9 protein-coding genes are annotated in these 13,170 nt (G+C 62.7%); 6 read left to right on the top strand and 3 right to left on the bottom strand.

Annotated features, from left to right (window positions below; translation table 11 throughout):
* Positions 1–12: 12 nt before the first annotated feature.
* Both AAFX91_RS10180 and AAFX91_RS10175 read right to left on the bottom strand, forming a co-directional pair.
* Positions 13–1,299, bottom strand: a complete 1,287-nt coding sequence (locus AAFX91_RS10180) for an FAD-dependent oxidoreductase (protein WP_394566357.1) — start codon at positions 1,297–1,299, stop codon at positions 13–15.
* A 254-nt stretch (positions 1,300–1,553) separates the two neighbouring features.
* On the bottom strand, positions 1,554–4,412 hold the full coding sequence (locus AAFX91_RS10175) for an ATP-binding protein (protein WP_394566356.1): 2,859 nt from the start codon (positions 4,410–4,412) through the stop codon (positions 1,554–1,556).
* A 261-nt stretch (positions 4,413–4,673) separates the two neighbouring features.
* On the opposite strand from AAFX91_RS10175, the gene AAFX91_RS10170 reads away from it, so the two are divergent.
* Positions 4,674–6,074 (top strand): nodulation protein NfeD, encoded by a 1,401-nt coding sequence (locus AAFX91_RS10170; protein WP_394566355.1) that lies wholly within the window; start codon positions 4,674–4,676, stop codon positions 6,072–6,074.
* Entirely contained in the window at positions 6,064–6,825 is a 762-nt protein-coding gene (locus tag AAFX91_RS10165) for a slipin family protein (RefSeq protein WP_394566354.1), read from the top strand. Before AAFX91_RS10170 ends, AAFX91_RS10165 begins: the two co-directional genes overlap by 11 nt.
* Before the next feature lie 56 nt (positions 6,826–6,881).
* Here AAFX91_RS10165 and AAFX91_RS10160 read toward each other — a convergent pair whose 3' ends face one another.
* Complete coding sequence (locus AAFX91_RS10160) at positions 6,882–7,772, bottom strand: ferritin family protein (RefSeq protein WP_394566353.1); 891 nt, start codon at positions 7,770–7,772, stop codon at positions 6,882–6,884.
* Between the two features lie 192 nt (positions 7,773–7,964).
* Here AAFX91_RS10160 and AAFX91_RS10155 point away from each other — a divergent pair, with 192 nt between their 5' ends.
* From AAFX91_RS10155 to AAFX91_RS10140, 4 genes are read left to right on the top strand one after another with little or no spacing between them, the layout of a single operon-like run.
* Entirely contained in the window at positions 7,965–10,238 is a 2,274-nt protein-coding gene (locus tag AAFX91_RS10155) for a 4Fe-4S binding protein (protein ID WP_394566352.1), read from the top strand.
* Entirely contained in the window at positions 10,228–12,174 is a 1,947-nt protein-coding gene (nosZ, locus tag AAFX91_RS10150; protein WP_394566351.1) for a TAT-dependent nitrous-oxide reductase, read from the top strand. Before AAFX91_RS10155 ends, nosZ begins: the two co-directional genes overlap by 11 nt.
* A gap of 2 nt (positions 12,175–12,176) precedes the next feature.
* Complete coding sequence (locus AAFX91_RS10145; protein WP_394566350.1) at positions 12,177–12,461, top strand: hypothetical protein; 285 nt, start codon at positions 12,177–12,179, stop codon at positions 12,459–12,461.
* A complete protein-coding gene (locus AAFX91_RS10140; RefSeq protein WP_394566349.1) occupies positions 12,421–13,113 on the top strand; it encodes a NosD domain-containing protein in 693 nt (230 codons plus the stop codon). Before AAFX91_RS10145 ends, AAFX91_RS10140 begins: the two co-directional genes overlap by 41 nt.
* The last annotated feature ends 57 nt before the right edge of the window (positions 13,114–13,170 follow it).

The raw sequence follows: 13,170 nt of genomic DNA, 5'->3' as shown, positions 1-13,170 counted from the left end.
CGGGGATTGTCCTCATCCAATGCGTGCGCCGTCCGCGTTGACTGCGGCTCTGACATCCTTGCCGTCGATAGCGCGAGGCAGCACGTTCTCGCGAACTGCAATCGCCGCGGCGAGACCTATTGCGTGACCGTAGGAAAAGCACTGCGCGGTCACGCGCGCCGAGGCCACGGCCTCATGTTCTGCCGACAAGCACCGACCCGCGACCAGCAGCCCTTCACCACGCTCGGGGACGAAGCATCCGTAAGGAACTTCGTAGTAATCATTGAGCAGCCACTCCACCCTGGGCTTGTCCCCCGAGTGCAGTTCGATCGGCCAGGGCGACACGGCGATGCCGTCGGCGAACTTCGCGCCTCGAACGACGTCCGAGTTTGCAAGCGTCCTCACACCCGACACCTGGCGGGTCTGGCGCACGCCGACCTGAACGCCGGTGTCGTTCAGGAAAGCATCCTCGCAACCGAGCAGATTGTCACGGAAGAAGCGCGCATATTCGCGAGCCTGCAGCCGACCTTCGATTTCCGCGTCGGTAAAGTCCCGGTAAGATAGCGTGTTCAGCTCTCGGCCATCCGGCCCGATCAGGCGCGTGCAATTGCACAGTAGCTCTCCCGGACGCGTGGTAGGAAACAACCAGATCTTGGCGCGTGGGAGCTTGTAGTCGCCGGCATTGTGCTTGGCGCGGATCATCGCGGAGACCTTCTCCGGCATGATCGTGTCGACGCCGTATTCGCCGACAAAGCGCTCGACATCGACTCCCATCATACGGAAGATCATCGTCGGATTTTGCACCGCGCCGTTGTCGCCGATGAAATTCGGCAGCCCTGCCATCGCGACCACATCGGCATCGCCACTCGCGTCGATCACGACCTTCGCGCGTGCATCCACCGGCCCCTGCTTTGTCCAGATGCCAAGTCCTTCGACCTTGTCGCCCTCCATTCGCACGGACTGGGCAACCGCATGGAAGATGACGCGGACGCCTGCTTCCCGCAGCATCGCATCTGCAGCCTCACGCCACACCAGCGGGTCGTGGACGCGAGCCCATGTTTTGCCGTAGAGCAATGGCGCGCCGAGCCCTCCCATCGCCTCGAGCCTCCGACAAAACTCGTCGGCGAAACCGAAAACGACCTGTTGCGGGCCCGCCGCAATATTATTCGTCGCTTCGTAAAGACCGCAGACGGTGCCTGAGAGCCCGGCGACAGCACCGCCGCCGCAGAAACCGTAGCGCTCGACCAGCGTAACGCTCAGCCCCTGACGCGCAGAGGCGATAGCCGCCGCAACACCGGCTGCTCCACCCCCGACAATCAAGACATCGCTATCAACTCGAATGGAACCGCGAACGTCCAACGTTGAGTCCTCATTAGTATAGTAGTGATGTATTACAAATATCTCAACCGCTCGTCCGTTGCAAGACGCGCGGGCGCAAAAAACCGGGAAATTAAGAGAAGCTCATGCGCGGCGAGAGCAGCGCGCTGTCGATGGGATGGGCCCGGAAAAACGGATAATGCGGGACTTGGTACGACCCGAACGATGCGAGCAGCCGCGGATCGCGCCAAGGCGGCTCACTCGGTCGAAAGCTGCGCCAGCATTGCTCTTGCGTTTCGCAGGTCCGAAATCTCGAAACCCTCGGTGAACTTTCCGTACACGGAGGCAAGGATGTGGTGTGCGTCGGCAGAACGGTCCTGACTGGCTCTCAATCGAGCAAGACTGATTGCCGTCCTCAGCTCCCAAAACAGCGCGCCCTGGCTACGCGCCACCTGGAGCGATTTGTCGAAGGACTGCTTGGCGGCGACAACGGAGCGATGTTCGCTGGCGCGGAGCAGCAGCTCGCCTTTGATACGCAGCAGCTCGGCCTGGTACCATTGCTCTTCCCTCGCCTCGGAGCGCGCAAGCGCCTCATTGACGGCGGCAAGCCCCTGCGCGACTTCGCCGGCCTCGCCGAGACAGGCTGCCAATTCGCCAAGCGGAAGCAGGAAGCGTGGCAGGAACCGCGCTTCGCCGGCCACTTCGAGCGCCTTTCGCAGCACCGGCAATCCTGTGGCAACGCCGCCACGCCTTGCCATCACCATGCCCCTGAAGGCGCGCGCCCATAAATTCCACAGCCGGATCGGGTGCCGCTCGGTATGCTCGATCAATAGCGCACAGTAGCGTTCCGCGGCATCGAGGTCGCCGGCAAGGAAGGTGATCGGGCAGGCGCCCTGCCCCAGCACGCTGCAGAATGTCAGGGCGTGCCCGCTCGCCCGGCCTTCCTCGATGTTGTGTTCGACCACGCGCAAGGCCTGGTCGGCTAGCCCCATCAGCCACAGGATGCGAGCCTGGAAATAGTGCGCCGATACCCGGAGATCGAAGCGAAAGCGGATCACCTGCGGCTTTGGCGATAAATCCGAAAGGCGCGACAAGGTCCGCGTGATGTGATGATGCGCAAGGTTCTGGTCACCAAGGTAATGCAGCGTGGTGGCGAGAAGCCGGTCGGCCATCATCAGGTCGACGGAGTTGCTCGAGCTGTCCGCGACCTCGGCGAAGCGGTACGCGAATTCCAGCGCCTTGCGAAACTCGCCATTGTTGAACTGATCGATGCACAGTCCCCACAGCGCGCGCAGCAAATAGTCGGCGTCGCCGAGTTGCTCCGCGAGTTGCAAGGCCAAGGCCCAGGCGGGACCGGCCTCGCGAGCCCTGCCGACGCCGTACATCAGCGACCAGGCGCGTGCCGCCGAAAGCTGCATGCGCAGGCGCGACATGCCAGGGGTGGCTTCGTCGATCCTTGCCAGCGCCAACTCAGTGCGCTCGCGGCACTCCGCGAGCAGCGACAGTTGCACCCACAGCGGCACCGCGGCCGCGGTCAATGCCACGCCGGTCTGCGCATCGCCGCTGGGCGAGAATGCCCAATCAAGGCTGGTACGCACGTTGTCGATGTGCCGGCCGTAGATGGCAAGCCACTCCGCTTGCGGCTTCAACTCGCTTTCGGCTTCTGCATTGGCGAAGAAGCCACGATAATATTGCGCGTGACGGCGCGCGGCGTCGGGATATTCCCCGGAACCATGGAGCTTTTCCAGCGCGTAAGCGCGCGTCGTATCCAGCAGGCGGTAGTGCGGCCGGTCGCCACGGATGTCGGCGACGGCAAGCGACTTGGCGACCAGGTTGGCAAGCTGGTCGGTGACTTCGCCCCTCTCGCGATCGCCGGCGACCGCAATCACCGCGTCGAGCAGGAAGTCTCCGGCAAATATGCCGAGCCGCCGCAAGACCCGCGCCTCCGCCTCCGGCAGCAGGTCATAGCTCCAGTCGAGCGTCGCGCGCAGCGTTTGCTGCCGGGGCAGCGCGGTGCGCCGGCCCGTCGTGAGGAATTTGAATCTATCGTCCAGAAGCGCCGCAATCTTGGGCGGGCCAAGCATCGTCGCACGTGCCGCGGCAAACTCGATCGCGAGCGGAATGCCGTCCAGCCGGCGGCAAATGGCGGCGATGGCGCCAAGGTTCTCCTCGTCGCGTTCGAAACTAGAGCCCTGCGCCTTCGCCCTGGTCATGAACAGCTCGACTGCGGTGTGTTCAAAGATGGCGTCCGGTGCGAGCAGAGGCTCAGGCGGCACTTCCAGCGGAGGCACGCGATAGACATGCTCGCCATCGATGCGCAAGGCCTCGCGGCTGGTCGCGATAATGGTGGTGCCGGAGCAGCGGCTGACGATGGTCTCGGTCAGCCTGGCTACGGCACCAATCACATGCTCGCAGTTGTCGAAAACGAGCAGCAATTGCCGTGCTCCGATGGCACGCGCGATGGCCTCTGCGCAGATCTCTTCACCTTCCAGTTTGATGCCGAGTACGCCGGCAACCGCTGAAGGCACGAGTTCGGAATTTGAAAGCGAGGCCAGTTCGATGAGGAATCGGTCGGCGGTCAGTCCGAACGGCGGCGATCTGGCCGCCTGCAGCGCCAGCGCCGTCTTGCCGATCCCGCCGGGCCCGACGAGGCTCACGACTCGGTAGGCTGACAGAAGCTCCCACAGATGACCGATCGCCGTAGCGCGACCGATGAGATCGAACGTCGCGGACGGAATGTTGGTCGACGGCGACAGTTCGGGCGCGGCCGGCTGATCCGGCGCATCGACATGCCGGATGAGCCATGATCCCAGAAGGCGATATCCCCGGCCGACCGTCGTGGCCAGCATGTCGCGATCCGGACCGAGGGCCTTGCGGATCGCCGCGATGTGCACGCGAAGCGCGCCCTCCTCGACGAATACCCCCCGCCAAACCCGCTTGGTCAAATCACTCTTGGAAACCAGCTCGCCTTCTGCCTGGACCAATTCTGCAACGATTTCAAAGGCCCGTCCGCCCAAAGGTACGGGTGCTCCCTGAGAGCGCAATTCCCGTCTGGCAAGATCGATTTCCCATCCCGCGCATGCATAGATGGGGCGCTGGCCTGATGCGGCCGTCATTTGGAGAAGCCCCAAGGAGTTTCTAAATTTCCACCCAGGCTAGCAGCCTATCATCAGCCCGGTCGAAAGAAACAAGCCGCCGGCGAGAACGAAGTGAGGAGTGCGCCGGGCCGAAGCTTGCCACGCTTGATCGGTTCAGGCTCTGCAAGAATGGAAGCGAGTGCCAGCTATCGCACTGCACAACGGCATGCGCGTGCGGTGGTTCGTGGCCATTGAGGTTCCGGAACGGAACCCCATATTTTTGGCAAGGGAGTGCTTGCCGTGCAGACCGTAAAGGCGGCCCTCGTTGCGGCGATTGCAATCGTCGCTCTGGTTGTCTCGCTCCTTCCCGGCTTAGCGGAGGAGAACCGCAGTCTTGCACTGACTATTTCGCTCGACGGAGCGATCGGGCCGGCGTCGGCAAGTTACGTGAAGGACGCTCTGGCCAAAGCAGCCGAACGACGCGCAGACATTGTCATCCTGCGTCTGAATACACCGGGCGGTCTCACCACCAGCATGCGCGAGATCATCTCGGATGTGCTCGCTTCGCCCGTGCCTGTCATCGGTTACGTCGCTCCCTCCGGAGCCCACGCCGCAAGCGCTGGGACCTATATTCTCTATGCAACCCATATCGCGGCAATGGCGCCGGGCACCAATATCGGTGCGGCGACGCCGGTGCAGATTGGCGGTCCGATACCGGGTCTGCCGGGTGGCACCCCGGACAAGGAGGGCAAAGACAGCAAGGATAGCGACCGCCAGCACGAGCCAAAGGATGCCATGACGGCAAAGGTGACGAATGATGCCGTCGCCCTCATCCGCAGCCTCGCCGAACTGCGTGGCCACAATGCCGACTGGGCCGAGAAGGCGGTGCGCGAGGCCGCCACCCTCTCCGCCAACGGCGCGTTGCACGAACATGTCATCGATCTCATCGCACGCGATCCGGCCGAACTGCTCGCGAAGGTCGATGGTCGCGTTGTCGAGGTTGCAAGTGGCAAGACGCAACGTCTGGCGACGAAGGACGCCGTCGTCGAAATAATCGATCCTGGATGGATCTCCCGGTTCCTGGCGGTCATCACTGATCCCAACGTCGCGTTCATTCTCCTGATGGTTGGCGTCTACGGGCTAATCTTCGAATTCATGTCCCCCGGCACGGTCGCCCCCGGAGTCGTCGGCACGATCTGCCTGCTGCTGGGCCTCTACGCCCTCAATTTGCTGCCGATCAGCTACGCCGGCCTCGCCTTGATGCTGGTCGGGATCGCGCTTCTCGCCTTCGAGGCCTTCAACCCGACGGTCGTGATCGGCCTCGGCGGAGTCATCGCCTTTGTGCTGGGAGCGGTTATGCTCTTCAGGGTCGAAGCGCCGGGCTACCGACTGTCGTGGTGGCTCATCGCCATCGTGACGGCGACGTTCATCGGCTTTGTTCTCGTCGTGCTCGGTTCGCTTCGGCGCGCTCGCAGCGGTCCGGTCCGCGTCGGCGCGCAAGCCATGCGAGGCCTGTCCGCCAAGGTCCTCGATTGGTCCGAGAATGAAGGTCATGTCTTCACGCACGGCGAGCGATGGCAAGCGCGCGGCACCGAAACCTTCAAGCCGGGCGAGGTGGTTGAAGTCGCCAACATCATCGATCTGACGCTGGTGGTGCGGCGCCAGTCCCGACCGGCGAAGGAGATACATCATGATGCTTGATTATTTGACCTATGCAGCGCTTGTGCTGGTCGTCATCCTCTTTTTGACCCAGGCCATTCGCATTCTGCGGGAATATGAGCGCGGCGTCGTCTTCACACTCGGCCGTTTCACTGGCGTGAAGGGCCCGGGCCTCATCATCCTCATTCCAGTCGTGCAGCAACTCGTGAAGGTTGATCTCAGGGTGATGGTGCAGGTCGTGCCGCCGCAGGACGTGATTTCGCGCGACAACGTCTCGGTCAAGGTCAACGCCGTCCTCTACTTTCGCATCGTTGATGCCGAGCGCGCGATCATCAAGGTCGGCGATTACATGGCCGCGACCAGCCAGCTCGCACAGACTACGCTGCGCTCGGTACTCGGCAAGCACGAACTCGACGAGATGCTCGCAGAACGCGACAGGTTAAACGCCGACATCCAGGAGAGCCTCGACAAGCAGACCGACGTCTGGGGCATCAAGGTCACGTCGATCGAGATCAAGGATGTCGATCTCAACGAAACCATGGTGCGCGCGATAGCCAAGCAAGCCGAGGCGGAACGGCTGCGACGCGCCAAAGTGATCAATGCGATGGGTGAGCAGCAGGCCGCCGAAAAGCTCGTCGAGGCCGGCCGCATCCTCGCCCAGGAGCCGCAAGCGATGCAGCTACGCTATTTCGCGGCGCTGCACGACATCGCGGGCGAACGGTCCTCGACCGTGGTCTTTCCGCTCCCGATGAATTTGTTTGACCATCTTGGCCTGCGGGGCGAGTCAACATAACCGCAATCATTTGCCTGAAGAGGCACGAATCCTGTCATTGATTGTTTCCAAGCTCATCACGCTTTCGCCCTAACAATGGGCTCCAGGCTGCGCAGCCAGGCAAGCCGCGCGATGGCACGCTCCGCCAGCGTCTGCAGAAGCTCGACACGCGCCGGATCGTCCGAGCGTTCGGCACCGTCGAGATAGGCGTCGGTCAGAGCCTCGGCGATGATCTGGGCATCAGCTCCCTGCAGTGCCGCAGGAAAGGACCCGAACCCCGCGGCATGGGCCGACATCAGTTCGGCCTCTTCGCGAAGCTCGTGAGCGCGGCTCTGCGAACGTCCTTGGACGCGCGCCCCGAGGTCCGTGAGCCGCACGGCCAGACGAGATTCCAGCGCGCCGGCATCCACCCGAGCTGCTGCCTCAGCGCCCCCCTCACCCGCGCGCTCCTTGTGCTCAAGGTGATAGGCGCTCCGCCGCTCCTTGCGCAGGGTCGCCACATGCGCAAGCTCCTCCCGCGCCATAGCCTCGGCGGCCTTTCTGATCTCGGAATCGGCGGCGAACGCCGCGACATAGGACCAGAAGGCAAACGCGCGCTCTTCATTGCGCACCGCCATCGCCAGGGCACGATAAGGTGTCGTCAGCCGCGACGCCTTGATCTCTGCCATGGTCTCGGCATCGAAAGTCTCTGGCGCATCCCAGCGCATCAGTGCCGGATCAGGCGCCTTGCCACGGCGCGATAGCGACCAACGTGTCACACTATCGACGTGCTCGCGCTCGGCGGCCGCAAGCTGCGCGAAAACTGCCGCAAGATCATCTCTGTCCTGCGCCCGCATCTCTTCGGCAAGCTCCGAATAGCGATCCGCGGCCTCCTTCTCCATCGCATTGGCAAGCGCAAACAGCTCATCCAGCGACTGCAAGGTTCCCGCCGGTTCGTCTTTCAAAAGCAATGCTCGCGTTAGCAGCATGAGCCACCTGCATAGCTGTGTTTGATCCAGAACAAACTCGCGTGTCCCGGTTACGACTAGACAGCCGGTCTGAACAGGAGTCAACTTTCGGTGGTTGGATCGGTGATCCCTTTAGGGTTGTCAGCGCCGACGCCCCCTTGTCCCAGTTCAGCGTGTCATGGCCGCCGACGAGCGGCTGCATTCGCGCTGGCCGTGATTGTCGCCGTTGGCATCATCTTCTGGACACGCGCGGCCCTGGCTGCGAGCGATCTCACCACCTATCTGCCAAAAGCCCAACCCAGCGACTTCTTCACAGGTGCGGATCGCTTCGGTCCGCCGCAGGGCGACCCGCCGATTGTTCCCGTCTATCGCGGCGACCAACTGCAGGGCTTTGTTTATCTCAACTCGGATTTCGCCAATTCGGTCGGCTATTCAGGCAAGCCGATCCACATCCTGGTCGGCATCGATTCCGACGGCATCGTCAGGGGCCTGAAGCTCATCGACCACAAGGAGCCGATCGTCCTGATCGGAATTCCGGAGCCGCGTATCGTCGCCGCCGTAAACAGCTTGATCGGCAAGGATATGAGGCCGATCGCGCGAGGTGCGGAACGGCCGCCGCAGGTCGACATCATCAGCGGCGCGACCGTGAGCGTGCTGGTCATGAGCGACAGCATCGTACGCTCCGCGGTACGGCTGATTCGAACCGGACGAATTGGCGGCGGGAGCGTCGCGGCGGCGGCGTTGCCGCCGGTCACCAAGACGCTTGACCTCGGAAAGAGTGAGATTCGTGACTGGGCCAGCCTTGTCGGCGACGGCTCGGTGCGGCGGCTGCACCTGACGATCGGCGAGGTCAATGATGCATTCGCGAAATCGGGAAACACGGCCGCCGCACAGAACCCTGAAGCGGGCGAGCCAGGCGATACCTTCATCGACCTCTATGTTGCGCTTGCCAGCGCCCCGACGATCGGCCGCAGCCTGCTCGGCGACGAGGGCTATGAGCGGTTGAAGGAGCGCCTGCAGCCGGGACAGCAGGCGATCATGATCGCTGGCGACGGCATCTATTCCTTCAAGGGCTCTGCCTATGTGCGCGGCGGCATTTTCGACCGCGTCGAAATCCTTCAGGAAGGCTCCAGCACCCGCTTCCGCGACCGGAATCATACGCGCCTGGGCGCGCTTGCCGCCGACGGCGCGCCGGACTTCCACGAAATCGCATTGTTCGTCACGCCGCCCGAATTCACGCTCGACCCGACGCAGCCCTGGGAACTGCAGTTGCTCGTGCAAAGAAACGTCGGCAGCCGCGACAAGGCGTTTCTCACCTTCGACCTCGACTACAATCTGCCCGATCGCTACCTGCGGTCCGAGCAACGTCCGGTGACGGTGCCGTCCGGCACGCCGGCGACGCAAACCTCCGCTCCGGGCGCACAGGTGTCCCTGCCAGCGGAGGACGGCGAAGAGCCGCTATGGACGCGGATCTGGCGCTCGCAGCCGGCCTCTATCGCGATCACGGCGATAGCTCTGATCGTACTGACCGCCATCTTCTTCTTTCAGAACATCCTGGTGCGACGGCCGACGCTCTATACCTGGATTCGCCGGGGCTATCTCGCCTTCGTGCTGATCTGGCTTGGTTGGTACGCCAACGCGCAGCTCTCCGTCGTCAACGTCGTGACCTTCACCAACGCGCTGGTGACCGGCTTTCACTGGGAGTTCTTTCTTGCCGCGCCGCTGATCTTCGTGCTCTGGTCGGCAATCGCTGCCGGACTTCTGTTCTGGGGACGCGGTCCGTTCTGCGGATGGCTGTGCCCGTTCGGCGCGCTGCAGGAGCTGACCAATACGGTCGCGAAATGGCTCAAGGTGCCGCAGATCACGGTGCCCTGGGGTCTTCACGAGCGTCTCTGGCCGATCAAATACATTATCTTCCTCGCCCTGTTCGGTCTGTCGCTCTACTCGGTTGCGCTTGCCGAGACCTTCGCGGAAGTCGAACCGTTCAAGACCGCGATCATCCTGAAATTCGCCCGCGGCTGGCCATTCGTCGCCTATGCGGGCGGCCTGCTCTTCATCGGCCTCTTCATCGAGCGCTTCTTCTGCCGCTACCTCTGCCCGCTCGGCGCCGCACTGGCGATCCCCGGCCGCGTCCGGACCTTCGAATGGCTGCGCCGCTGGAAGGAGTGCGGCTCGCCCTGTCAGCGCTGCGCCAAGGAATGTCCGGTGCAGTCGATCCATCCCGAGGGGCACATCAACGTCAACGAGTGCATCTACTGCATGCACTGCCAGGAGCTCTACTACGACGACCAGCGCTGCCCGCACATGATCCAGGTGCGGCTCAAGCGTGAGAAGTTCCAGGCCATGTCGTCGTCCTCGATGCGTGCCGGCGGAAGCGGACCGAAGACGGTCATCACGCACGCCGGCAAGCCGGTGCCGGTGCTCGCGACCGCGCAATCACAAGCTCTAACCAGCCGTTCAGACAAAGGAGACGAACATGGCAAGTGAGAAACATGACGACGACAAGTCGACGACGATCAGCCGTCGTCAGATCGTGGGAACAGCAGCGATCGGCGCCGCCGGCATCGCGGGTGGACTGAGCCTCGGCAGGGGTCTTGCGCCCGAACCGGCCGCGGCACAGACCAAGGCGGCGCCGGCGCGTGCCGGTGGCCTGAAGTCGGAGATCGCGCCTGGCGAGCTCGACGAATACTACGTCTTCTTCTCCAGCGGCCAGACCGGCGAAGTCCGCATCGTTGGTATGCCTTCGATGCGCGAGTTGATGCGCATTCCGGTATTCAACCGATGCAGCGCGACTGGCTGGGGCCAGACCAATGAGAGCCGCAAGATCATGACGGAGGGCCTGCTGCCGGAGACCCGCGAGCGGCTGAAGAGCCACCTCGGCATCTGGACGAACGGCGACTGCCACCATCCGCATATGTCGTTCACGGACGGAACCTATGACGGGCGCTACGTCTTCATCAACGACAAGGCAAATACCCGCCTCGCCCGCATTCGCACCGACATCATGAAGTGCGACAAGATCATCGAGCTTCCCAACCAGTACACGATCCACGGCATGCGCCCGCAGAAATATCCGCGCACCGGATATCTTTTCTGCAACGGCGAATACGAGGTGCCGCTGCCAAACGATGGCAAGGTGCTGGACGACAAGAGCAAATACTGGTCGATCTTCTCCGCCGTCGACGGCGACACCATGAAGGTCGCCTGGCAGGTGATGGTCGACGGCAACCTCGACAATACCGACTGCGACTACCAGGGCAAATATGCGTTCGCGACCTGCTACAACTCCGAGAAAGGCGTGACGCTCGCCGAAATGACCGCAAGCGAGCAAGACTGGGTCACTGTCTTCAACATCAAGCGAATCGAGGAGGCGGTCAAGAAAGGCGACTACAAGGAGATGAATGGTGTGCCCGTGATCGACGGGCGGCATGGTTCGCCTTACACGCGCTACATTCCTGTCTCCAACAGCCCGCACGGATTGAACACCGCACCTGACGGGATTCATGTCGTCGCCAACGGCAAGCTGGCTCCGACGGTGACCGTCCTCGACGTTCGCCTGCTCGACCAGCTATTCGATGACAAGATCAAGCCGCGCGATGTCGTGGTCGCCGAGCCCGAGCTCGGACTCGGCCCGCTGCATACGGCCTTCGACGGCAGAGGCAACGCCTACACGACCCTGTTTCTCGACAGTCAGGTGTGCAAGTGGAACATCGATCAAGCCAAGCGAGCGTTCAAGGGCGAGAAGGTCAACCCGATCATCCAGAAGCTCGACGTCCACTATCAGCCAGGTCACAACCATGCCTCGATGGGCGAGACCAAGGAAGCTGACGGCAAATGGCTGCTGTCGCTGAACAAGTTCTCCAAGGATCGCTTCCTCAATGTCGGTCCGCTCAAGCCGGAGAACGATCAGCTGATCGACATCTCGGGCGACCGCATGCGCCTCGTCCATGACGGTCCGAGCTTCGCCGAACCCCATGATGCCGTGATCGTGCACCGTTCGAAGCTGGAAGGCCGCGTTCTCAGCATCTGGAAGCGCGACGATCCGTTCTTCGAGGAAGCGCGCAAGCAGGCGGCTGCCGACGGCGTCAAGCTCGAAAGCGACGCCAAAGTCGTCCGCGACGGCAACAAGGTGCGAGTCTACATGTATTCCGCCGCACCCGCCTTCGCGCTGGACAAGTTCGAGGTCAATCAGGGCGACGAGGTGACCGTCTATATCACCAACATCGACGACGTCGAGGACCTCACCCATGGGTTCTGCATCGTCAACTATGGCATCAACATGGAGATCGACTCGCAGCAGACGTCGTCGGTGACCTTCGTCGCCGACAAGCCGGGTGTCTATTGGTACTTCTGCACTTGGTTCTGCCACGCCATGCACATGGAAATGCGCGGGCGCATGTTGGTGCACCCGCGAAACGCGTGATGGTGGGGGCGCCACACCATATGGCGCGGTTCGGGCTGGCGGCACTTGCCGCCGCCAGCCTTGTCGCACGCGCATCGGCAGCGCAGCTCGCGGTTACACCGGAGCTGGGCGACCTGCAGGCGGTGCTCGACCAGGCGGCGGATGGCGATGAAGTGCGCCTCTCCGCCGGCACCTATCGCGGACCGTTGCGGATCGCCCACCGCATTAGCCGGAGCCGTCGTCGCGGGATCTCGCCAGGGCAGCGTCGTGACGGTCACCGCCCCCGGCGCCGTGGTGCGCGGCATTGAAGTGCGCGGGTCCGGACGCTCGCTCGAGACGATGGACTCCGGCATTTTTGTCGAGCAATCCGCGCGCGACGCCGTTATCGAGGACAACCGCATCGAGGACAATCTGTTCGGCGTCTATGTGCACGGGGCTCCCGATGCCGTGGTTCGCCACAACCGCATCACCGGCTTGCACCAGACGCGCGTCAGCGAGGCCGGCAACGGCGTGTCGGTGTGGAATGCTCCCGGGGCCAAGGTGATCGACAACGAATTCCGCTACGGGCGCGACGGCATCTTCGTCATCTCGAGCCGCAACAATCTTTTCAGCGGCAACCGTTTCAGCAACCTGCGCTTCGCGATCCACTACATGTACGCCAATGACGGCGAGATCACGAACAACTTCTCGACCGGGAATACCATCGGCTACGCATTCATGTTCTCCAACCGGCTCGTGGTTCGAGACAATGTTTCCGAGCGCGATCGGGATCGAGGCATGCTGTTCAACGCTACGAATGGTTCGAAAATCCTGGGGAATGCCGTGATCGGCGGATTGCAGCCGGGCGAGCGCTGGGCGACGTCCGACAGCCGCGCGGAAGAAGGTATTTCGCAAGCGGAAGCCGGCACCGCCGCGCAGGCAAGCCAGACCAAGGCTCCGCGCCTAGCATTACAGTTGTAATTGACTGAGGATTCTGAATCCATGGGCAACCATGATTCGAAGATCGTGGACGCAGGC

Origin of the sequence: Bradyrhizobium sp. 31Argb (genome assembly GCF_043638955.1) — a bacterium.
Taxonomy (GTDB): Bacteria; Pseudomonadota; Alphaproteobacteria; order Rhizobiales; family Xanthobacteraceae; genus Bradyrhizobium.
The sequence above is the reverse complement of the archived record's forward strand: the minus strand, read 5'-3'. Positions and strand labels throughout refer to the sequence as shown.

Excerpts from the sequence above, each read along its gene's own strand:
- AAFX91_RS10175 (WP_394566356.1), bottom strand. The coding sequence starts at position 4,412 with ATGACGGCCGCATCAGGCCAGCGCCCCATCTATGCATGCGCGGGATGG.
- AAFX91_RS10165 (WP_394566354.1), top strand. The coding sequence starts at position 6,064 with ATGATGCTTGATTATTTGACCTATGCAGCGCTTGTGCTGGTCGTCATC.
- AAFX91_RS10160 (WP_394566353.1), bottom strand. The coding sequence starts at position 7,772 with ATGCTGCTAACGCGAGCATTGCTTTTGAAAGACGAACCGGCGGGAACC.
- nosZ (WP_394566351.1), top strand. The coding sequence starts at position 10,228 with ATGGCAAGTGAGAAACATGACGACGACAAGTCGACGACGATCAGCCGT.